Source organism: Streptomyces sp. DSM 40868 (genome assembly GCF_011820545.1).
GTDB lineage: Bacteria > Actinomycetota > Actinomycetes > Streptomycetales > Streptomycetaceae > Streptomyces > Streptomyces eurythermus.
Genome location: NZ_CP050504.1, coordinates 5,579,054 through 5,601,151, shown reverse-complemented (window position 1 = coordinate 5,601,151; position 22,098 = coordinate 5,579,054). Strand labels below are relative to the sequence as shown.

Annotated in this window: 19 protein-coding genes and 1 pseudogene; 15 read left to right on the top strand and 5 right to left on the bottom strand. The window is 69.0% G+C overall.

What is annotated here, in order from left to right:
- Window positions 1-415: 415 nt before the first annotated feature.
- From HB370_RS25700 to HB370_RS25675, 6 genes are all read left to right on the top strand, one after another.
- Complete coding sequence (locus HB370_RS25700; RefSeq protein ID WP_051815458.1) at window positions 416-2,092, top strand: NAD(P)/FAD-dependent oxidoreductase; 1,677 nt, start codon at window positions 416-418, stop codon at window positions 2,090-2,092.
- A gap of 314 nt (window positions 2,093-2,406) precedes the next feature.
- A complete protein-coding gene (locus tag HB370_RS25695; RefSeq protein WP_208974441.1) occupies window positions 2,407-4,320 on the top strand; it encodes a GMC family oxidoreductase in 1,914 nt (637 codons plus the stop codon).
- Between the two features lie 66 nt (window positions 4,321-4,386).
- Window positions 4,387-5,529 (top strand): ferritin-like protein, encoded by a 1,143-nt coding sequence (locus HB370_RS25690; protein ID WP_051815456.1) that lies wholly within the window; start codon window positions 4,387-4,389, stop codon window positions 5,527-5,529.
- 22 nt (window positions 5,530-5,551) lie between these two features.
- A complete protein-coding gene (locus tag HB370_RS25685; RefSeq protein WP_078637414.1) occupies window positions 5,552-6,094 on the top strand; it encodes a hypothetical protein in 543 nt (180 codons plus the stop codon).
- Between the two features lie 17 nt (window positions 6,095-6,111).
- Window positions 6,112-7,029: a myo-inosose-2 dehydratase gene (gene iolE / locus HB370_RS25680; protein WP_030778815.1), complete on the top strand. Its 918-nt coding sequence runs from the start codon at window positions 6,112-6,114 to the stop codon at window positions 7,027-7,029.
- Between the two features lie 2 nt (window positions 7,030-7,031).
- Window positions 7,032-8,024, top strand: coding sequence for a sugar phosphate isomerase/epimerase family protein (locus HB370_RS25675; protein ID WP_208974440.1), 993 nt, complete (start codon window positions 7,032-7,034; stop codon window positions 8,022-8,024).
- A 491-nt stretch (window positions 8,025-8,515) separates the two neighbouring features.
- On the opposite strand, the gene HB370_RS25670 is transcribed toward HB370_RS25675, so the two are convergent.
- Complete coding sequence (locus HB370_RS25670; protein ID WP_030778811.1) at window positions 8,516-9,076, bottom strand: TetR/AcrR family transcriptional regulator; 561 nt, start codon at window positions 9,074-9,076, stop codon at window positions 8,516-8,518.
- 115 nt (window positions 9,077-9,191) lie between these two features.
- On the opposite strand from HB370_RS25670, the gene HB370_RS25665 reads away from it, so the two are divergent.
- The 4 genes from HB370_RS25665 (at window position 9,192) to HB370_RS25655 (ending at window position 11,987) form a co-directional block, all read left to right on the top strand.
- The gene (locus HB370_RS25665) at window positions 9,192-9,878 is read left to right on the top strand and encodes an SDR family oxidoreductase (protein WP_030778809.1); all 687 of its coding nucleotides are present in this window, start codon (window positions 9,192-9,194) and stop codon (window positions 9,876-9,878) included.
- A 125-nt stretch (window positions 9,879-10,003) separates the two neighbouring features.
- Window positions 10,004-11,008 (top strand): NADP-dependent oxidoreductase, encoded by a 1,005-nt coding sequence (locus HB370_RS25660; protein ID WP_030778807.1) that lies wholly within the window; start codon window positions 10,004-10,006, stop codon window positions 11,006-11,008.
- A gap of 95 nt (window positions 11,009-11,103) precedes the next feature.
- Complete coding sequence (locus HB370_RS41400) at window positions 11,104-11,316, top strand: hypothetical protein (RefSeq protein ID WP_051815454.1); 213 nt, start codon at window positions 11,104-11,106, stop codon at window positions 11,314-11,316.
- The gene (locus HB370_RS25655) at window positions 11,313-11,987 is read left to right on the top strand and encodes an alpha/beta hydrolase (protein WP_051815452.1); all 675 of its coding nucleotides are present in this window, start codon (window positions 11,313-11,315) and stop codon (window positions 11,985-11,987) included. Before HB370_RS41400 ends, HB370_RS25655 begins: the two co-directional genes overlap by 4 nt.
- Before the next feature lie 7 nt (window positions 11,988-11,994).
- On the opposite strand, the gene HB370_RS25650 is transcribed toward HB370_RS25655, so the two are convergent.
- Window positions 11,995-12,558: a dihydrofolate reductase family protein gene (locus HB370_RS25650; protein ID WP_030778805.1), complete on the bottom strand. Its 564-nt coding sequence runs from the start codon at window positions 12,556-12,558 to the stop codon at window positions 11,995-11,997.
- A 323-nt stretch (window positions 12,559-12,881) separates the two neighbouring features.
- Here HB370_RS25650 and HB370_RS25645 point away from each other — a divergent pair, with 323 nt between their 5' ends.
- The 3 genes and pseudogenes from HB370_RS25645 to HB370_RS25635 form a co-directional block, all read left to right on the top strand.
- On the top strand, window positions 12,882-14,195 hold the full coding sequence (locus HB370_RS25645; protein WP_030778803.1) for a hypothetical protein: 1,314 nt from the start codon (window positions 12,882-12,884) through the stop codon (window positions 14,193-14,195).
- Between the two features lie 150 nt (window positions 14,196-14,345).
- Window positions 14,346-15,881 carry a hypothetical protein gene (locus HB370_RS25640; RefSeq protein WP_030778801.1) on the top strand — a complete coding sequence of 512 codons (1,536 nt, stop codon included), beginning with the start codon at window positions 14,346-14,348 and terminating at the stop codon, window positions 15,879-15,881.
- Window positions 15,882-15,941: 60 nt separating this feature from the next.
- Window positions 15,942-16,430: pseudogene (locus HB370_RS25635) on the top strand (transposase); the annotation flags it as partial.
- Window positions 16,431-16,693: 263 nt separating this feature from the next.
- Here the strand turns inward: HB370_RS25635 and ychF are convergent.
- Entirely contained in the window at window positions 16,694-17,782 is a 1,089-nt protein-coding gene (ychF, locus tag HB370_RS25630; RefSeq protein ID WP_030778799.1) for a redox-regulated ATPase YchF, read from the bottom strand.
- Between the two features lie 377 nt (window positions 17,783-18,159).
- Between ychF and HB370_RS25625 the strand changes: the two genes are divergently transcribed.
- The gene (locus HB370_RS25625; RefSeq protein WP_244405638.1) at window positions 18,160-18,699 is read left to right on the top strand and encodes a DUF6542 domain-containing protein; all 540 of its coding nucleotides are present in this window, start codon (window positions 18,160-18,162) and stop codon (window positions 18,697-18,699) included.
- Window positions 18,700-18,835: 136 nt separating this feature from the next.
- On the opposite strand, the gene ppgK is transcribed toward HB370_RS25625, so the two are convergent.
- Window positions 18,836-19,582 (bottom strand): polyphosphate--glucose phosphotransferase, encoded by a 747-nt coding sequence (gene ppgK / locus HB370_RS25620; RefSeq protein ID WP_030778795.1) that lies wholly within the window; start codon window positions 19,580-19,582, stop codon window positions 18,836-18,838.
- A gap of 29 nt (window positions 19,583-19,611) precedes the next feature.
- Window positions 19,612-20,628: a 4-hydroxy-3-methylbut-2-enyl diphosphate reductase gene (locus HB370_RS25615; protein ID WP_106980603.1), complete on the bottom strand. Its 1,017-nt coding sequence runs from the start codon at window positions 20,626-20,628 to the stop codon at window positions 19,612-19,614.
- Between the two features lie 64 nt (window positions 20,629-20,692).
- Between HB370_RS25615 and HB370_RS25610 the strand changes: the two genes are divergently transcribed.
- Window positions 20,693-22,051, top strand: a complete 1,359-nt coding sequence (locus HB370_RS25610) for an APC family permease (protein WP_030778791.1) — start codon at window positions 20,693-20,695, stop codon at window positions 22,049-22,051.
- Window positions 22,052-22,098 lie beyond the last annotated feature (47 nt).

Genomic DNA, 22,098 nt, shown 5'->3' with positions numbered 1-22,098 from the left:
GGGGGCCGCAGTGCGCAGGCCGGGAGCCAGAGCAGGAGGAGGAGGAGCCGACCGAGCGCCGAAGCCGCCGTGACCGCGCTGTCCGCGCTCGCCTCGCAACGTCAACCAGCGGCTAGATGGTCGAGAACAGCCGGCGGACCGCCTCCGGTGCCCAAGACACTGCGCACGGTGGGGACGGGCGACGAGGCCGGGCAGCAGTCGCGCCCCTCTGGGTGCGCCGTCCGCTGATCGGGGGAGGATCCGCGCGCCTCCGTGCCGGTCGCGCCACGGACAGTGATCTTGGGTCGAGGTCGCTCGCTTCCGGTGGCCGCACCGGCGGCGTGACGGTGCCCTGACACCCCGCCGTCGCCCGTCCTCGATACGCGCCCGCACTGGCGGGCCGCGGTGCCCTGACCGCGATGACGAAGGAGCTGTGATGCCCGGCACCACCGACCGACGCGCCACCATCGTGGTGGCGGGCGCGGACCGCTGGTCGGCGCAGGACCTGGCCGAACGGATCGGGCGTTATTTCGCCGACGCCTACGAGGTGCTGAGCGCGGCTACACGTGGTGAGGCCGAGCAGGTGCTGGAGGGCGCCGCGTCGGCCGGACGGCGTGTCGCGGCCGTGGTGGCGGCGGAGGACCTGTCGGACGGATCGGGCCTGGAACTGCTGCGGGAGACCGGCGCTGTTCCGCCGGCCGGGCGCCTGCTGCTGTCCGACAGCGGTGCCCGGGCCGGCGGTGAGGGCCGGACCGGCATCCAGGTACTGCCCGCCCGTCCGGACGAGGACGACCTGTGGCCGCGGCTGGAGCGGATGCTCTACGACACGACCCCTCGAGGGGAGCGAAGGGTTGTGGTCCATGGGGACCGCCGTACCGCCGCTGTGTACCGGGTGGTGCGCTTCCTGCTGCTCAACCACGTCACGTTCGCGGTGGAGGGCCTGCCACAGGAAGAGGTGGAGGTCGTCGTGGAAATCGACGGCCAGCGACTGCCGAATCCGCATCTGATCACACTGGCCAAGGCGCTGGAGCTGACGCGGTACAGCGGAGAAAGCGACTTCGACGTGGTCGTGGTCGGCGGCGGCCCCGCGGGACTGACCGCGGCGATCAACCACGCCGGCCTGTTCGGCCACAAGGTCCTCATCATCGAGAACGAGGCACCTGGGGGTGCGGCCGGTACCGCGGTCAACGTCATCGACAACCACTTCGGTTTTCCCTACGGCATCGTGGCGGGTGAGCTGGCCCAGCGAGGGTTGCAGCAGGCCCTGCACAAGAAGGTGCAGTGGTTGCCCGCGGCCCGGGCGCAGGAACTGTCGACGCTGGAGGATCGCGCCGCGGGTGACGGACAGCCACCGCTGAGGCGACTGCGTCTGACAGCGCGCACTGATGACGATCAGAAGGTCGAGGTGAACGCTGCCGCCGTGGTGGTGGCCTGCGGAGCGGCCGCCCGCCGTCAGGGCGGCAAGCACGAGACCGCCTACGAGAACCGGGGCGTGTACTACATGGCCCTGCCGGCAGACGCCGAGCAGGTCTCCCAAGACGACGAGATCGTTGTCGTCGGCGCCGGTGACACCGCGGGACGTGCCGCGCTGATGTTCGCGGCGAAGGCCGCCAAGGTCACCTTGCTCGTCCGCAGGACCCTGGAGGACTCCCCGATGCTGCCCAGTCTGGTCAGGGACATCAAGCGGTCGGCCATCCGCGTGCGCTCGCACACCGAGATCACCGAGTACGTGGGGACCGACGGGCGCCTCACCGCGGTGCGGGTGAAAACGGGGCAGGGCACGGACACGCTGCCGGTGAACGCCGTTTACGTGCTGATCGGCGCCGACCCGGACACCTCATGGCTCGAGGGCGTCGGAGTGGAGCTGAAGAAGAAGTACGTGGTCACGGGCACCGATGTCTCCGGCGCGGCCAGGCCCGCGTACGCCACCAGCGTGCCGGGGGTCTTCGCCGCCGGAGACGTGCGGTACCGCGGCGTGCGCCGTATCGCGATGGCCGCGGGTGAAGGAGCGGCGGCCGCGCTCGCCGTCCACAACTACTTCACCGGCCGCTCGGAAGTGCTACGGGCCGACGGCGGCACCACCAACGCGGCACTGGGCGCCTACTACGTCTGACCACTGGTTACGCCCGAACGGTGGATTCACCGGCAAGATCACCGCTGCGGTGGAGCCGAATGACAGTGTCATATGCAAGCCTCCTACCGAAAACCTTGCCGCGATCCCCAGCGGATCAGCGAGCGGCGTCAGATTGCTTGCCGTGGTTCTCCAGCTCGAACTCGGATTCTGAGCCGGTTCTCTTCGCCAGTGGCCGAGGAGGCCTTCGACAGTCATTCCATCACCATCCGTTCTGACGGCTGGTCGGATCTGCCATCGGGCTGCTCTGCCCGTAACCGGGGTGAGGTCACCCCCAGACATGACAAGGGGCATCAATGATGTCTTACGACGATACAGACCCGGTGATCTTTCCAGCCGGTGCCGCGACGCAGACCAGTGCCGCGGAGGCCGCGCAAGGCGAGTGGGATGCCGTTGTCGTCGGTGGCGGCATGGCAGGTTCCATCGTCGCCGAGCAATTGGGCCAGGCAGGTTACAAGGTGGTGATTCTCGAAGCCGGCCCCGGCAAGGACCTGGACATCGCCGAGTACGAGTCGTACCTGTCGCGGTTCTACGGCGCGATCGTCAAGGACAACCAGTCTCCGTACCCGTTCAACCCGAATGCCCGGATGCCCAGGAGCACCGACACGATGCCGGTGCGTCCGGAGACACCCCGAGACGACTTCTACCTCGTGCAAGAGGACAAGTACTGCACGGACACCACCTTCACCCGGGTCCTCGGCGGCACCTCCATGCATTGGGAGGGGAAAGCGCTGCGCATGCTTCCCGAGGACTTCGACCTGCGAACCAAGTACAACCAGGGCCTGAACTGGCCTCTCAGCTATGACGACCTGGAACCCTACTACCGCAAGGCCGAGGCCGAACTGGGCGTAGCCGCCGAAGTCGAGGACCAGGCGTACCTGGGAATGCATTTCCCCAAGGGATACGTGTTCCCGATGCACCGCATGCCGCTGTCCTATCTCGACCAGACGGTCGCCCGGGGTGTGAACGGCATGCGGGTCAACCTGGCGGACGACGAATACACCCTCCAGGTACGGAGCTTTCCGCAGGCCCGTAACGGCGTGCCGAACGCCGCGTACGACGGCGGCAAGGGCTTCGTCCCGGTCGGCGCGGTGAGCACGAGCCAGGTGGAAGAGGGCGAACGCTGTCAGGGCAACACCAACTGCGTCCCGCTCTGCCCCGTGCAGGCCAAATACCACTCGGGAAAGACGCTTGCCAAGGCGCTCAGCAAGGGCAACGTCAAGATCGTGACGCAAGCCGTCGCATCCAAGGTCGAGATCAACGAGTTCGACCGACGGGTGGCCGGGATCACCGTCAAGAAATATGAATCGCTCAACTCGGAGAAGTACGAGGAGTACACGGTGAAGGGCACCGTCTACATCCTCTGCGCGCACGCCATCGAGAACGCCCGGCTCATGCTGGCCTCCGACATGCAGCGCCTGAGCCGCAGCAAGCTGATCGGCCGCAACCTGATGGACCACGCGTACCTGCTGACCTGGGGCCTGCTGCCCGAGCCGGCCGGCACGATGCGAGGCACGACCTGCACGGGCGGGATCACCGACCTGCGCGGCGGGCGATTCCGTGCGACCCAGGCCGGATTCGGCGTGGACATCCACAACGACGGCTGGGGGTGGGCGACCGGCTCGCCCTATACCGACCTGGTCGAACTCGTGGACAAGCAGGGCCTGCGCGGGCAGGACTTGCGGAGGACACTCGGGAACCGGATCTCCCGGCAACTCCTGCTGGCCTTCATGATCGACCTGCTGCCCGACAGGAACAACACGGTCACCGTGGACGAGCGATACAAGGATGCCCTCGGCAACTTGAAGCCGGTCGTGTCGTTCAAGATCCCGTCCTACACGATGCGGGGCGCCGCGTTCGCCCGCAAGCTCGCGACCGACATCTTCGAGAAGCTCGGCGCCGAGGACAGGACCACGTACGACAAGAACAGCTACAGCGCCGTCGAGTACGACGGCCAGTTGTACAACATCGTGGGCGGCAACCACCTGGCGGGCACTCACATCATGGGGACCGACCCGGCGAACTCCGTGGTCGACCACACCCAGCACTCGTGGGACCACGACAACCTCTACCTTGTCGGGCCCGGCAGCATGCCCTCGATCGGGACGTCCAACATCAGCCTGACCATGGCGGCGCTCGCCTTCCGCAGTGCGGCCCACATCGTCAAGTACCTGCGCACCGCGAAGGCGCCGGCCGTCGTCCGCAGCTAGACGGCTCACAGACCGGCCGGTTGAACGCGACACCGCCCACCGTCCACCGCCCACGATTGGGGGAACATGTCCGTTTCGGAATCAGAGCCCGCTCCGGACCCCGAGATCAAGACCATCGAGGAGCTGTACGACTACCTCTACAAGGGGCTCCAGCTGGAGCATGCGACGCTCCCGCCCTACCTGACCGCGCTCTACTCGCTACGTCCGGGGACGAACTCGGATGCCCGGCATGTCATCAGGGTCGTGGCCGTCGAGGAGATGCTGCACCTCACCCTGGTCGCGAACGTCCTGAACGCCGTGGGCGGGAAGCCGGACCTCACCAAGCCGGGATTCGTGCCGAATTACCCGACGCGCCTGCCGTGCGGTCCCGATTACTTCGACGTCCACCTCCGGCCGTTCTCGCGCGAGGCTCTCGACACGTTCCTGAAGATCGAGAAGCCCCCGGAGCCGGCTGCCGAGGAAGACAGGTTCGTACCGATGGACTGGGCGGCCCTTGGACTGACGTCCGACGGCGCGCCGCCGCCTCCGGAGAAAATGGCGGAACTCGAGGAGTCCGGGACCGTCTTCGGCCTCGTCCCCGGAGATCCCACCAGGCGTTTCTCGAGCATCGGCGAGTTCTACGAGGAGATCATCCGGGGCATCAATCACCTGGAGGACCAGGCCCGTCAGGCGGGGACGACGATTTTCACCGGTGATCCCGCCCGCCAGGTGACTCCCGAGTACTTCTACTCCGGTGGCGGCGATGTGATCGAGGTGACCGGCCGCGACACCGCGGTCGCGGCGCTCACCCTCGTCGCGGAGCAGGGCGAAGGGCTGCACGGCGGCATCTACGACAGCCAGGACGAACTCGCCCACTACTACAGGTTCCAGCAGCTGGAGAAGGGGAGGTACTACCAGAAGGGCGATAAGCCGAACGACCCTACCGGCCCGCTTCTGCACGTCGACTGGGATGCCGCCTATCCGGTGAAGCCGGACATCAAGCTGACGGACCTCTCGAGAGACCCGGAAGTCCGGGCGGCGGCCGAGGAATTCAACCAGTTCTACGCCACCTTCCTGACCAACATCAATCTGGCCTACAACGGTCAGCCCGACCTTCTGCTCAAGGCGGTTTGGGAGATGTTCCGCGTGCGAGACAGCATGAACCGGCTCATCCGCAACCCGCTCACCGGACATCCAGGGAAGAACGCCGGCCCGACATTCGAGATCTAAGGCCGTCGAAGGAGGCGGGATCATGACGCAAACAACGGACACGGAAAAGAATCTGCGCGATTTCGTGAAGTTCTCAGCCGCTGTGACCGGGTTCAGCGAGTTCGACCTCTGGGGAACCGGTCAGGCGGAGGAGTACTACAAGACGGTGGTGAATCAAGAAGGGCCGGACGCGATCCGGAAGGTGATTGCTTCCGATCCCTCCGCCGTCCCCTCCGATCCAGTGGTGAACAGCATCATCAAGCTCTGGTACGTCGGCGTCTGGTACGGCCCGGAACTGGTGGGACGCATGGACGTGGCGGCCTGGACGGCGCCCGGGCGGAGCGGAGCGAAGCCCGCCGTTCCGGATGACAGCCGGCCCGAGGGAAGCCGGGCCTGGGTCATGTCCGGACAACACCGGGCCGGGGAAGATCCCGCGCACGGCGGAAACGAGCGCAAACCGCTGTTCGTCGTCTCCCCCGACGCCTACACCGAGGGCCTGTTGTGGCGGGCGATCGGCGCCCACCCGTCCGGCGCGAAGGCACCGGGCTACGGATCGTGGGTCAATCCGCCCGTATTCGAGGACTGACAAGAGGAGCAAGTGTCATGACCAGCACGGTCTCGAACCTGGGTCCCGACAGGGTGTCACTCGGCGTGACGCCGACACTGTGGTGGAACGACGACTTCCCACTGATCGACATCGGGATCCCGTTCGAGCAATGCGTGAGCGAGATGGCGCTCGCGGGATTCCAGGGCTGCAGCATCGGTCACAAGTACCCGGCCGACCCCGACGTGCTCAAGGAAGAACTCGACCTGCGCGGTCTGAGGGTGTCCGAGCCCTGGGTGAGCACCTACTTCACCATCGGTGAAGAAGAACGGACCGTCGAAAACCTCAAGAGGCAACTGGAGTTCCTCGAGAAAGTGGGCGGCAAGGACATCGTGGTCGCAGAATTCGGACTGTCGTCGCACCTGCAGCCCATCCCGGTTTTCGATCACCGCCCCGAGTTCACCGACAAAGAATGGGGGCTCCTCACCAGCGGGCTCAATAAAATCGGTGAGCTGGCCGCGAACAAGAACCTGCGGCTGTGTTACCACCATCACATGGGCACTGGCGTGCAGACGGCCGAGGACATCGACAGGTTGATGGAGGGCACCGACTCGAACCTCGTGCATCTGCTGCTCGACACCGGGCATCTCCGGTTCGCGGGCGACGACCCGCTCACGACCGCGGAAAAACACAAGCAGCGGATCAAGCACGTTCATCTCAAGAACGTCCGCCAGCCCGTGGTCGACAAGGTGGAGAGCGACCGCCTGTCCTTCCAGGAGGGAATCCTGGAAGGCGTCTTCACCGTGCCCGGAGACCCGGAAGGCGCGATCGACTTCAAGCCCATCCTCTCGACGCTGGACAATGCCGGCTACGAGGGATGGCTGGTCGTCGAGGCCGAACAGCACCCGGCGAAGGCACACCCGCTGACCTACGCCAAGATGGCCCGTCGTTACCTCACCGAAGTCCTGGGATGGTGACGATGAGCACACGCGACATCTATCTCAGCTTCTTCATGTTCACCGTCAACCTGCACCCGGATGATCCCAAGTACACCGAGGTCATCGTCGGGCACATGAAGAAACTGCAGGAAATCGGGTACGCGGGCTTCGACCTCCCCGTTTTCCCGAACGGTACGGGCGACCCCCAAGCGGACGTACCCCGCTACGAAAAGCTCAGGAAGGCTCTCGACGCAGCCGGCTTGGACAACGTAGGTCTGACCACCAACGTGGCCACGACACCGGCCTACAACCCCACATCGCTGAAAGCCGAGGAACGCGAGGCGGCCCTGGCCTACCTCAAGTCCAGGGTGGACATCACAGCGGCCCTGCGCGGCACCATCATGGCGGGCCCCGTCCTGTTCCCCTACAACGTGTTTCCCACCCTCAACGGCGAACCGCTGTGGAGTGACGCGCTGCAGGACTGGTTGCGGCCCCGGTACGAGATCGCGCAGCCGCTCTTCGAGCGGCTCGCCGAACACGCGGCGGAGAAGGGCGTCCAGGTCGCCATCGAACCCGTCGACCACTGGGAGACACCGGCTCCGAACATGGTGCGCGACGTGCTCGACTTCCTCGCCGGCCTGCGCAGTCCGCAGATCGGCGTGTGCGTGGACAGCTCCCACGTCGTCCTCGGCAGCAGCGGCCCGGAGGCGTACCTCCGCGACATCCGGGATGCCGCCGGTCAGCGGCGCCTGCACTACGTGCAGGTGTCCCCGCCGGACCGCGGCGAGGTCGCGGACAGCTGGATCCCCTGGCGCGCGTTCCTCGAGCCCATCCTGCCCGTGTACGACGGCCCGCTGCTCATCGAAGTCTTCAACGCCATCCCGGAGTTCCACGCTTCGTTGCGGCTGACGCGGCGGAAGTTCTGGATCCCCGGGGAGGACGATCCGGTTCCGGGCGTGCCGAGCGCCTATGAGGTCGCCGAGGCCGGGATCAGGAAACTGCGTTCGGAGCCGGCCCCGCTGAACGCGACATGATCCGGGCTGCCCATCGGGCAAGGCGCCGTGAACGGTTCATCGCGAACATCGTCACTGTCAGGCCGGTGCCGCTCGAAGCGCTGCGACGGTGCCCCGGCTGAAGCACGCGCGCATCCGTGACGCGGGACCTGCGCGACATCACAGCACGCCGCCGTGGCTTGCCCGGCCACGGCCGCAGATCACGGCGGCGGACGGAGGCAGAAGCGCTTCGGCCCAGTCGGCCTTGCCGGTGTCCATCGGCGCGGAGAACACCCGTCGGCGGCCAAGAGGCCGCGTGACACTCACTGGCATCCGGTCCATCGCCGCACCCCCCGCGACCACGGCGCCGGCCGTGGCGCGATCCGCACGGCTGTCGCCGGCCTCCCTCCCGACCACGCCGCCGACGTGCCGGCCCCGGCGCCGGAGTCACCGGTCACGCCCGACATGGCCGGACGCGCGGAAGCGAGAGGCGCGTCTTTCCTGCGGCGTGCCGCATCACGAGGTGGTTCCGGTCAGTCGGTGGCCGTCAGTGCCTGGCGTGCGGCGCTGAGGATCTCATCGGAGAGCGGGGAGCCTTTGGTGGCCCGGGAGAGAACGAGTGCGCCGAGCATGGTGCACAGCCGGGTGATGCCGTCCTGGTCCTTGGTGCCGAGCCAGTCGGCGAAGTCGCCCACTCCCTGGGTGTAGACGCGGCGGGCCTCGCTTTCCCCGCCGTCACGGGCCATGTCGGTGGCGAGTGCGGCGACGGGGCACCCGTCTGCCGCGCTGTCGCGGTGCTCGGCGGAGAGGTAGGCGTCGATCAGCGCCCGCTGGGCGGCGTCGCGCTGCCCGGCGTGCTGATCGAGCCCGTCCGTGTGGTGCCGGGCGAGTTCGCCGAACGCATGGGCGGTGGCTTCGTCGATGAGTGCCTCTTTGGAGGCGAACTGCTTGTAGAAGCCGCCGTGGGTCATACCTGCCGCCTTCATGAGGTCGGCGACGCTGACGTGGGTCCCCCGTTCCCGGAACAGGCGGGACGCGGTTTCCACGACCCGTCGGCGGTTCTCCAGCGCCTGCGCCTGCGATACGCGGCCCATCCGCCACCTCCCGATTGGATGTCGACTGGCATCTATCGTAGACCAGTGGTTAGATTGGCGTCGTAATCTAAATGGCGCGGGCCGCTTGACGGCGGCCGTGACACCGGGAGCGGGCATGGAACTGAAGGACGCGGTAGCAGTGGTCACCGGAGCCAACCGGGGGCTCGGGCGGCATCTGGCCGCACAGCTCGTGGAACGCGGAGCCAAGGTGTACGCAGCGGCTCGTCGCCCTGAAGGGGTAGACCTTGCGGGTGTCATCCCGCTGCGGCTCGACCTGGCGGACGCGGAGTCGATCCGAGCGGCGGCTCGCACCGCCTCCGACGCGACGCTGCTGGTCAACAACGCGGGCATTTCCACCGGGACGCCCCTGGTGGCGGGCAGCCCGGACGCGGTGCGCCTGGAGATGGAGGTGAACTTCTTCGGCCCGCTCGCCGTGACGCGGGCTTTCGCCCCGGTCATCGAGTCCAACGACGGCGGCGCCGTTCTCAACGTGCTGTCGGTCCTGTCCTGGCTGCATCCCGCCGACCTCGGCGCCTACGCCGCGGCTAAGGCCGCGGCATGGGCGCTGACCGACGCGGCCCGGGAGGAGCTGGCGCCCCGCGGCATCACCGTCACGGCCCTGCACGTCGGATACATGGACACCGACATGGCCGCCGACGTTCCCGCCGGCCAGAAGACCGACCCCGCCGAGGTCGCCGCCCAGGCCCTGTCCGGCATCGAGCGGGGTCTGCCCGAGGTCCTCGCCGACGAGACCACGCGGCGGGTGAAGCAGAGCCTGGCCGCATCGCCGAACGCGGCGTGAGGCGCGCCCGCCGCAGCGGCGTGGGCGTCATGAACAAGCGGTGAACACCAGGAAACACCTCGCACCGGGGCCGCACGAAGCGGGCGGAGATCCCATCCCTGTGCGGACGAGACAGGAAGACGGCGATGAAGGCCTACCTGATCCAGAAGTACGGTGACCAGTCCGCGGTGCGCGCCGCCGAGATACCCGATCCGGAGCCGGGCGCAGACGAGGTGCTGGTCAAGATCCATGCGGCGAGCGTCAACCCGCTGGACTTCAGGATCCGCGACGGCGACTTCAAGCTGATCCTCCCGTACCGCCTCCCCCTCGTGCTGGGCAACGACCTCGCCGGAGTGGTGGTCCGGGTCGGCTCGGCCGTCACCCGGTTCTCGGTGGGTGACGAGGTCTACGCCCGGCCCGGCAAGGACCGCATCGGAACCTTCGCCGAACTCATCGCCGTCCACCAGAACGACCTGGCCCACAAGCCGGCCACCCTCACCATGGCGGAGGCCGCCTCCCTCCCCCTGGTAGCCCTCACCTCATGGCAGGCGCTGGTCGAGAGGGCACAGGTCCAGCCGGGCCAGAAGGTCCTGATCCACGCGGGATCCGGTGGAGTGGGCACCATCGCCCTCCAACTGGCCAGGTACTTGGGCGCACACGTGGCCACCACCGCGAGCGCGGCCAACGCCGCCCTGGTCCAGGAACTCGGCGCGGACATCGTCATCGACTACCGCGCCCAGGACTTCGAGGAGCTCGTGGAGGGCTACGACGTCGTCCTGGACACCCTCGGCGGCAAGACCCTGGAGAAGTCGCTGCGGGTCCTCAAGCCAGGCGGGAAGGTCATCAGCATCGCCGGGCCGCCCGACGCGGACTTCGCCCGCCAGCTCGGCGCGAACCCGTTCCTGCGGCAGGTGATGAACGCGCTGGGTTCCAAGACCCGACGCCACGCCAAGCGCCGGGGCGTGACCTATTCCTTCCTGTTCATGAAGGCCGACGGCGACCAGTTGCGCGAACTCACCCGGCTCGTGGACGCCGGAGCGATCCGCCCCGTCGTCGACCGTGTCTTCCCCTTCGAGCAGACCCGCGAAGCCATGGAGTATGCCGAGAAGGGCCGCGCCAAGGCCGGCAAGGTCGTCATCGCGATGGCGTGAGGGCCGGCACTCGCCACACCGCCGACGGGTCCCGGTCAGCGAGGGGATCCCGCCTCTCCACCACCCCTGCCTTTCGCATCCGGCAGGAGCCGGGCATGAGCGCACCGAGCAGTTCCCCCACGCCCACCGCGTCGTCGTACGAGGACGTGCCGACCCGTTCGGTGTCCGTGTGCGGTGTCGACTTCGTCTACCGGCGTCCCGGCCCGGAGAAGGGCGGCGCACCGCTGATCCTGCTCCACCACCTGACCGCCGTCCTGGACGACCGGGACCCCGCGTCATCGACGGACTCACCGCCCGGCGCCAGGTGATCGCCTTCGGCGACCGCGGGGTCGGCGCGTCGGGCGGCTCCGCCCCCGACACCATCGAAGCGATGGCCCGCGACGCGGTGCTGTTCACCCGAGCCCCGGGCTTCGGGCAGGCCGGCCTGCCCGGCCTGTCGATGGGCGGCTTCATCGCCCAGCTCAGCGCGGCCGAGGAACCGCAGCTGGTGCGCAGGCTCGTCCTCGCGGGTGCCGGCCGCGCCGCAGGCCGGGGCATCGACAAGGGCACCGCACTCACCCTCCGGGCCATCCTGAAGGGCTCGAAGGCCATCCACCGGTGGGGCCTCCAGCCGCCGGCCGACCTGTGCGGCATCCGCCAGCCGGCCATGGTGGCCAACGGCGAGAGCGACCGGATGGTGCCGGGCGAGAACACCCTCGACCTCGCCGCACGCCTGCGCCACCCCGAACTCGCCAGGACCCTCGCGTTCCTCGAAGCACGGCCCGGCGCCCGACCGCTGGTGCCACATCCCCCGCCGCCTCGTTCCGGGCGCGGCCAGGACGAGACGGACCCGGGCGAGCCGGCCCGCCCTCGGTCGGACGCCCTCCCGCCCGCCGGCGGTTGTGCCGCCTTCGTACGACTCGCTGGTCGGGGTTCTCACCCCTTCGGGCGGTTCCGGCCCGCTGAGCGCGTCGGTGCCCGGCCCGCATCAGTCGTGTGACGGGTGCTCAGCGCCTCGTCTCGTACCTGGTCAGGAGCACACCGCAGGGAAAGGTCCGCGTCTCCACCAGGTTCAGGTTCACCCAGTTGTCCAGGGCCGTGAAGAACGGCGTGCCACCGCCCACCAGGACCGGCGCGGTGGCCAGCACGTACTCGTCGACCAGCCCGGCTCGCATGGCCGCCCCCGCAAGCGTCGCGCCGCCGATGTCCATCGGGCCGCCGTCCTCGGCCTTGAGCCGGGTGATCTCGGCGACCGCGTCGCCGGTGACCAGGCGGGTGTTCCAGTCGACCTTGTCGATCGTCGAGGAGAACACCACCTTCGACATGTCCCGCCAGCGGCGCGCGTACTCGATCTCAGCCGGGGTGGCGTCGGGCCGCTGGTCTCCGGTCGGCCAGTAGGAACTCATCGTCTGCCACAGCTTGCGCCCATACAGCGTCAGGTCGGTCGCCCGCAACCGGTCGGACCAGAACTGGAACAGCTCGTCGCTCGGCACGCTCCAGCCGATGTCGTCGCCGGGCGCGGCGATGTAGCCGTCCAGGCTCAGGTTCATGCCGTAGATCAGTTTCCGCATGGTGCCAGCCTGCGCGCGGACCGGCGCGCACGGAAGACCCATCGGTCCGCGATCCGAGCCCGCGGCTGGTCCTCGTGCTCGGCGAATCAACCGCGGTCTCATCACTCCGCCGGAGAAATGACGTCGATCTGAGACTGACCCTGGGTGAGGTCACGGTGAGACAACAGAGAACCAGCAGGTCACAGAAGGTCGGTATGTCTTGGGCTTCGAGATCCCGCGATCCCATTTCGCGTCGATCTCCAAAGTCACCTGAAGGGAAAGGGGTGGCCGACCAGAGGCCCGGAGGTGCAAGCTGATCCGTTTCCCGTCGTGAGGAGAAGTACATGGAGATCCGGCCGCTTGAGGAGCTGCGCGCTGCGGACGATCTGTCTCTGGCGTTCACCCCCTACGGGCTCGGCCGCCGCATGAAGCCCGAAGACGCCGCGGAGTTCCAGCAGCGGCAGATCGCCGACTGTGACCTGGCGGAGGGCGTCGCGGCAGGAACACGCGACTCCTTCGAGCGGCTGCGCACCGTCTTCGCCTACGGCGTGCTGTGCTACGACGTGTACACCATGGTCGGCGACCAGGCGCTCCTGATCTACGAGCAGGCGTTGCGCGACCGCTTCATGGAGTGGTGCTCCGGCACCATCACCTTCCGTCTCCCCCAGGCCCCGGACGTCTCCTACACCGTCACGTCGTACGACGACGTCAAGAAGCGCGCGGACAGGATGACGCGGCAACGCGCGAAGCTGGTCGTCGACACCCACGCCATCGAGTTCAACGGAATGCTGCACGGGCTCCGCCTGTGGGCACGTACGGCGGGTCTGCTCCGCGGGCGGCGCAGCCGAGCGGTCGAAGACGCACTGGCCAAGCTGCGTAACTACGTTGCCCATCCCTCCGGCCACCATGTCGATACTCCTGTCGGGGCGGCCCGAACGGTGCGGGACCTGGCGGAGTTGATCAACCAGCTGTGGGGGCAGGCCACCCCCGACGGGCGCCTGTACCCGGCACCCCTGCACCGGGAGATCACCGTGCTGAGCTGGAACGGTTCCGGGCAGGCGCGGATGGAACCCGCCGACGCGCTCACCGCTCCCGACCCCATGGAAGATGACGAGAACGACGAGTACCAGTACGTCGTGGTGCGGGCCATCCCCTTCATCCCGGGCAGTCGCTGGAATGACGCTCACTGGGCGGAGTTCGACACCCGCTACGACACCACACGGTTCCCGACGGATTACCTGTGGGGGCCGGGCACCCGAGAGGAGGCCCGGGCGTGGCTGGAACAGGAGCGCCCCGAGGGCGACAGCGTCGACTTCACCGACCGGGTGTTCCTCATCCAGGACCACGGCCGCCTGCTGCCGCCGATGCGGCCGGCGGTGGCGGCCGGACTGCCCGACGCCGAACGGGGCGGGGTCTGGCATGCCGTGCGGGCCGATTTTCCAGACGACGCCTATGCGCACGTCCGAGGCTCCAGGGAGCGCAGCGCCGGTCACGCCCGCCGCCCCGGAGACTGTCCTGCCTGCTCTGCTGAGGTCCTTGGCTCCGGCACCTACGACGAAGCCCTTCGTGCTGCTGCCGCCGCTCTGGGACCGATCCAGGCGGTGCACCTGCCCTCCGTCCGGCTCCCCTCATCGATCTTCTGGCCCGACCGACCGTGAGCAGTAGAACGCGCGGAGACGGGTGGCGGGCCACAACACAAGTCGCCATGGGCCGTGACCTCGACCGCGCCATGTCGGCAGGAGCCATGCAGATCGGCAGCCCGCCGCCCGGCCCCGGGGAGAGCCCAAGCCCGTGCCAGGGTTATCCCCATGGACCCCATGATCCCCGCACGCGTCCCCGACGAGGCGCCGCTCACCTACGCCGACAGCTTCGACATACCGGTCCTGTTTCGTAACGGGCCCGCGGACAAGCCCAAGAGGCAGTGGCGGACGGCCGAGCACAAGGAGTGGACCGGGTCGGACGGGTTCCCGGCAGCGGATGGCTGGTACGCCCCGACGACCACGTGGCGCGAGATCATCAAGGCCGCCACCGAGGTCGGCCGCGACGTCACCCCGCACCTGCAGAACCAGCCGCAGTACGCGCACGGTGAACTCGTCGCCCGGGTCGCCCCGCTGTACGCCTACCTCGGTGCGCACCCCGTCGAGCCCCGGCACCCCGTACCGGGGGCCAAGGGCCGGCGCCTGACCCTGAACCCGGTCTACGCGCACGGAACCGAGCGCACCGCGAAGAACGCCGCCGCCTACCGGTTGGGCATGACGATGACCGAGTGGGCCTGCCGCTCGCTGCTCGGCCTCGGGCAGACCGAACACCTCGAACTCGGCGGCCCCATCCCCGCCCTGAGCAACACCTTCAAGGATCCGAAGAAGAAACTGCCCGACCTGTGGGGACGGCACGAGACGGAGAAGATGTACTGGCTGATCGAGGCCAAGGGCGGTGCCGTCGGCGTAGGCACGCTCCGCAAGGGGTGGGCGCAACTGGAGGCCGGCAGCAAGATCCTCGGCGCGTACGCGCACCGTACCGTGCTGGTCGGTGCCTCCGTGCGGCCCGGAGACGACCTCTTCCTCACCATCGACCACGACCTGCACCCCGGCCAGCCGCCGCTCATCCCAGGTGGATACGACACCGATGACCAGGCAGCCGCGGGTCCGGGGAATCTTGAAGACCGCCTCGGCGACAGCGACGACGCGCTCATCGGCGCGGCCCGCGCCCAAATGCTCACCTACCTGGCGCTGCGGTCCGCTCCCGCGTCTCAGCTGCGCACGGTGCCTGTGCCGGCCGACCGTGCGTCCCGTCACCGGCGCTCGGGTCTGACCACTCCCTTGGAAAACGACACTCTCACGCTCGCTCTGCGGGCCGACGCCCGCGGAGTGGCGCCCCACGTCGAGGAGCACACCCTGCGTGCCGGGATCCGCTCCATGGGGCTCGACGACTTCCTCACCTGTCGCATCCCCGGTACCGAGGTCCACCTCGGCATGTCCCGGAAGCTGTTCGCCGCCTGCGAGCGCCTCCACGAGGAAGACCTCGCCATCGCCCGGAGTACCCCGGGGCTGCGCGCCGAGGACCAGCTCGCCGACGACTCGGGGCTCAGCGAGGACGCCCAGGAAGAACAGCGACTCACCCGGCGACAGATCTTCCGCGAGCAACAGGAGGAAGCCCGCCCCCGGCTGCGCCCCCTGCTCCGTGAAGCCTACGAACGGGGCGCGACGAGCAACTGGAGCCACCTGTTGCGCCGTCCCGAGGAACCGAAGCTCGATCTGGAGGGTGACGAGGGTCTCCTCGAAGCAGCGACGCCGGAGACGTACCTGGCCGTCAGCCGCTACGACGTACCCCCGACCCACGCCTAGTGCTCCAGTCAGTAATCGTTGTCTGAGCTGGTCGACCTCGTTGTTCCAGTCATCGTGGGGATGGACGAGGCCGACCTGGGCGGCTGGCGAGTCGGCGTCGGGGTTCGCCCGTGTGGCGGGCCGGTTCTCGCGGGTGGATCCGCGGTGGCGGATGCGGGACTACGTGCGTGGTCTGCCGGCTCCGGTGGAGCGGAGGAACGGCTGGCAGCTGCCGCACCCCGGACGAGGTTCTGATCGTCGGCGACACCGGCTTCCTGAAGAAGGGCACCGCCTCTGCCGGCGTGCAGCGGCAGTACTCGGGCACCGCCGGCCGCACCGAGTACTGCCAGATCGGGGTTTTCGCCGCGTATGCCTCCTCCAAAGGAAGGGGCTTGGCGGACCGGGAGCTTTACCTGCCCAAGTCCTGGACCTCGAATGCGGACCGATGCCGGGCGGCGAAAGTCCCTGACAGCCGTGGTTTCGCGACCAAGGGAGAACTGGGCCCGCGCGATAATCCTGCGGGCTCTTGCCTCCCCCCTCCCGATCGCCTGGGTGACGGGCGACTGGGCCTCGGTCCCCTCCTCGATCCGGAGATCGACAACGACGGGCAGGTGCGGGCTCGTTTCCGCGAGGGTCTTCGGAGCCGTGAAGGAAGTGTGAGCGCAAGCTGCTCGGCGGTACCCGAGCCTCTTGCGGAGTCGCGACCCGGTAATGAGCACGGGAACTGCACCGGCACCCCGACACAGGGGAAAACCAGGGGTCCGACCCCGAAGAGCCGGACCCCATCTGACCCGCACATTTGCCAGATCAGCGATGTAGCGGTACGTCACCCGCTACACATTGAAGCGGAACTCCACCACATCCCCGTCCTGCATCACGTAGTCCTTGCCCTCCATGCGGGCCTTGCCCTTGGCTCGGGCCTCGGTGACGGAGCCGGCTTCCACCAGGTCGTCGAAGGAGATGACCTCGGCCTTGATGAAGCCCTTCTGGAAGTCGGTGTGGATGACACCGGCCGCCTCGGGGGCCGTGGCGCCCTTCTTGATGGTCCAGGCGCGGGACTCCTTGGGGCCTGCCGTCAGGTACGTCTGGAGGCCGAGGGTGTCGAAGCCGACGCGGGCCAGGGTCGCGAGGCCCGGCTCGTCCTGGCCGACGGACTGGAGGAGCTCCAGGGCCTCCTCCTCGTCCAGCTCGGCGAGGTCCGCCTCCAGCTTGGCGTTGAGGAAGATCGCTTCCGCGGGAGCGACCAGCGCGCGCTGCTCGTTCTTGAAGTCCTCGTCCACCAGCTCGTCCTCGTCGACGTTGAAGACGTAGAGGAAGGGCTTCGTCGTCAGCAGGTGCAGGTCGTGGAGGAGCTCCGCGCGCTCGCTGCCCTGGACGATGCCGTGGGCGAAGAGCGTCTCGCCCTTCTCCAGGATCTCCTTGGCCTCCTCGACGGCCTTGACCTTGGGCGCGACGTCCTTCTTGATCCGCGACTCCTTCTGGAGGCGGGGCAGGACCTTCTCGATGGTCTGGAGGTCGGCGAGGATCAGCTCGGTGTTGATCGTCTCGATGTCGTCCTTCGGCGAGACCTTGCCGTCGACGTGGACGACGTTCTCGTCCTTGAAGGCGCGGATGACCTGGCAGATCGCGTCGGACTCGCGGATGTTCGCCAGGAACTTGTTGCCCAGCCCCTCACCCTCGGAGGCGCCGCGCACGATGCCGGCGATGTCGACGAAGTCGACCGTGGCCGGAAGGATGCGCTCCGACTTGAAGATCGAGGCCAGCTGGGCGAGGCGGGCGTCGGGCACGCCGACCACGCCGACGTTCGGCTCGATCGTGGCGAACGGGTAGTTGGCCGCCAGCACGTCGTTCTTGGTCAGGGCGTTGAACAGGGTCGACTTGCCGACGTTGGGCAGGCCGACGATTCCGATCGTGAGCGACACGTTGCGACTTCCCGTAGTTGAGTGGGCCAGGGGCTGCCAGGGGCCAGAGACCGACACTGGCCGATCCACCAGTTTACGGCGTCCCGCGCGTCCGCCTCACGAGAGCGTCGGACGCCCGGCCAAGCTCCCCCGCCCGGCGTGTCTGGGGGCTGATTCAGCACATAAACAGACCTAGGTTGGTCCCTGTGGAGCAACACAGGCAGCGACCCCCGAACGACGGACCGCGACGCGGCATGCCGCCCCAGCGCCCCAGAGGCCAGCGGCAGCCCCCGCCGTCGTCGGCTCCCGGGGCGTCACCGGTCCCGGGCGCGTCGCCTGCCCATGGGGCGTCGCCGGGTTCCAGGGCTGCGGAGGCTCCGAGGGCTTCGGAAACTCCCATGCGTCCCGTGTCTCCCGCGGCTTCTCCCTCCCCGATGCCCTCCCAGGGCCGACGACGCCCGGGTGGCGCCCGTGGGGGCAGCGGTGGTGGGGCCGGTGCCGGTCGGAGCGGCCGGCGGACCCGGGGGGCGTCCGCGACCGCGCCCCCGGGATCCCGGCTGCCCAATCCCCGGCTGACCGGGCTCGGCAGCGGTCTGTTCTGCGCCGTGGCCATGTTTCTGCTCGGCTGTCTGGACCAGCTGCTGTTCGGCGCCTCCCCGGCGGTCTACGGCGTGCTGTTCCTGCCGGTGTGCGTGCTGACCGCGCTGTGGGTGCGGGTCGGGGACGTGCTGAGCGCGCCCGTGGTGCTGCCGATCGCGTTCGCGGTGGGGCTGCTGCCGGTCGCGGAGGGCGGCGGGGGGCTGCTCGGCCGGCTGATGGGCCTGGTCACCGGGCTCGCCACCCAGGCCGGCTGGCTGTACGGGGGGACGCTGCTGGCCGCGGCGATCGTGCTCGTCCGCCGGGTGCGGTGGGTACGGGGGCGACAGCGGCGCGGCTGACGCCCCCCGGGCTCGGATTCACCGGTCGGCCGGGCGGGTCACTCCCGCCGGAGCTCCACGGAAGCCCCACTGGAGCCCCACTGGAGCCCGCACCGAAGCCCCGCCCAAACCGGTGACCGGGACTACTGCGCCCCCCTCAGCCCGACTGCGCCGCTCGCATCGCCGCTCCCACGATTCCCGCGTTGTTCTGGAGTCGCGCCGGGACGATCTCGGCCTTGACGTCCTCGATGAGGTGCAGGAACTTGTCCGCCTTGCGGCTGACCCCGCCGCCGATGATGAACAGCTCCGGGGAGAACAGCATCTCCACGTGCCGGAGATAGCGCTGGACGCGGCGCGCCCATCGCTCCCAGCTGAGGTCGTGGTCCTCCTTGGCCTTGCTGGAGGCGCGCTTCTCGGCATCGTGGCCGTTCAGCTCCAGGTGGCCCAGTTCCGTGTTGGGGAGCAGGACGCCGTCCACGAAGACGGCGCTGCCGATGCCGGTGCCGAAGGTGAGCAGGATGACCGTGCCCCGGCGGCCCCGGCCGGCGCCGAACTCCATCTCGGCGACGCCCGCCGCGTCCGCGTCGTTCACCACGGTCACCGGCAGGCCGCCGAGCCGGTCGGCGAACAACGCGCGCGCGTCCGTGTCGATCCAGCCCGGGTCCACGTTCGCCGCCGTACGGACCGTGGCGCCGCCGGTGACCACTCCGGGGAAGGTCAGGCCGACCGGCCCGGTCCACCCGAAGTGGTCCACCACCTGCTTGACCCCGTCGGCGACGGTGTCGGGCGTCGCCGGGTGCGGGGTGAGCACCTTGTGGCGCTCCTGGGCCAGGTCGCCCCGCTCGAGATCCACGGGAGCGCCCTTGATCCCGGATCCGCCGATGTCCACGCCGAAGATCTGCATGGCTCCACGTTACGACGGACCACTGACAGTCACGCCGCGGGTGTGCCGCTCCCGCCGCGCTCGGCCACCAGTGCCGCCGCCTCCTCGCGCAGGTCGCGGCGCAGTTCCTTGGGCAGCGAGAAGGTGATGGTCTCCTCGGCCGCCCTGACCAGCTCCACATCGCCGTAGCCGCGCTCGGCGAGCCACTCCAGGACCTGCTCGACCAGCACCTCGGGCACGGAGGCGCCGGAGGTGACGCCGACGGTCGTCACGCCCTCCAGCCAGGACTCGTCGATCTCGTCGGCGAAGTCGACCAGGTGGGCGTCGCGGGCGCCGGCCAGCTTGGCGACCTCGACCAGCCGCTTGGAGTTGGAGGAGTTGCGCGAGCCGACGACGATGACCAGCTCGGCCTCGGCGCCCATCTGCTTCACCGCGAGCTGGCGGTTCTGGGTGGCGTAGCAGATGTCGTCGCTGGGCGGGGAGACGAGGCCCGGGAACTTCGTCTTCAGGGCGTCGACGGTCTCCATGGTCTCGTCGACGGAGAGGGTGGTCTGGGAGAGCCAGACGACCTTGGAGGGGTCGCGGACCTCCACCTTGTCGACGTCGTCGGGGCCGTCGACCAGCTGGATGTGGTCGGGGGCCTCGCCGGAGGTGCCGATGACCTCCTCGTGGCCCTCGTGTCCGATCAGGAGGATGTCGTAGTCCTCACTGGCGTACCGGACGGCCTCCTTGTGGACCTTGGTGACCAGGGGGCAGGTGGCGTCGATGGTGGCGAGCCGGCCCTGGCGGGCCTCCTCGTGCACCACGGGCGCGACGCCGTGCGCCGAGAACATGACGATGTTGCCGGGCGGCACTTCCTCCGTGCGCTCTACGAAGATGGCGCCCTTCTTCTCCAGGGTCTGCACCACGTACTTGTTGTGGACGATCTCGTGCCGGACGTAGATCGGGGCCCCGTACTGTTCCAGGGCTTTCTCGACGGCGATCACGGCGCGGTCCACGCCGGCGCAGTAGCCCCGGGGGGCGGCGAGCAGGACACGGCGGCCAGACGAAGCGGTCATGCGTCCCATCGTAAGGCCGCGTTCACAAGCGCAGAGATCGCTTCCCCACACCCCGCGGGGAAGACTTGTGTGTATGTCCAACACCGGAACGACGACCTCCGGGGCCGACGAGGGCCATCGCCTCCGGCGCAGCCTGGGCTTGCGGGACCTCGTGGTCTACGGGCTGCTGTTCATCGCCCCGATGGCGCCGGTCGGGGTGTTCGGGGCGCTGGACGCCAGATCGCACGGCGCGGTGGCGCTGGTGTACGCGGTGGCGACGGTCGCCATGGGGTTCACGGCGTTCAGCTACGCGCAGATGGTGCGGGTCGTCCCGCGGGCGGGGTCGGTGTACGCCTACGCGCGCGCGGGGCTCGGCGAGGGGGCCGGGTTCGTCGCCGGCTGGATGGCGATGCTGGACTACGTCCTCATCCCCGCGGTGGCCTATCTCTTCTCCGGGATCGCGATGAACGCGCTGGTCCCGGAGGTGTCCCGGTGGGTGTGGACGGCGCTGGCCGTGGCGCTCACGACCCTGCTGAACCTGTGGGGCGTACGGGCCGCCGCGCGCGTGGGCTTCGCCGTGCTGGCCCTGGAGATCGTGGTCCTGCTGGTGTTCGTGGTCTCGGCCGTCGTGGTGCTGGCGCGCGACGGGGCGGAGCGGGGGCCGCTGTCGCCGCTGACGGGGGACGGTACGCAGGGTGGTTTCGCGGTGGCCGCGGTGCTCGGCGCGGTGTCCGTGGCGGTCCTGTCGTACCTGGGTTTCGACGCCATCGCGACATTCGCCGAGGAGGTCACCGGAGGCTCGGCGCGGGTGGCGCGGGCGCTGCTGTTCTGCCTGGCGCTGGCGGGGGTGCTGTTCGTGGCGCAGACGTATCTGGTGGCACTGCTGGAGCCGGTGTCCTCCGCGGGGCTCGCGCGCGATCCGGGGCGGCAGGGATCGGCCTTCTACGACGCGGTGGACTCCTCGGTGGGCACGTGGCTGCATGATCTGGTGGCCGCGAGCAAGGCGGTCGGAGCGGCGTTCGCGGCGCTGGCGGGGCAGGCGGCGGCCGGGCGGCTGCTGTTCGCGATGGGCCGCGACCGGCGGTTGCCGCGCGCGCTGTCCCGGACGGACGGGGGTGTACCGCGGGTCGCGCTGCTGTGCTCGGCGGTGGTCACGCTGGTCGCGGCGGGGTGGGCGGCCCGGCGGGACGACGGGCTGGACAAGCTGGTCTCGGTGGTCGACATCGGCGCGCTGTCGGCGTTCACGCTGCTGCACGCGAGCGTGGTGGGGTATTTCGTACGACGCCGGGGGCAGGCGAGCTGGTGGCGGCATGTGCTGGTGCCGGTGGTCGGGGCCGGCATCACGGTGGCCGTGGTCGTGGCGGCGTCCGGGGCGGCCCAGGTGGTGGGGGCGGTGTGGCTGGTGATCGGTCTGGGGGTGCTGGTGGGCCAGCGGGGCCGAATTCCCGGATAGCCGGCCTGTGTGCGCCCGGAAGGGGCGCGGGGAGCCGCGCGGGCGAC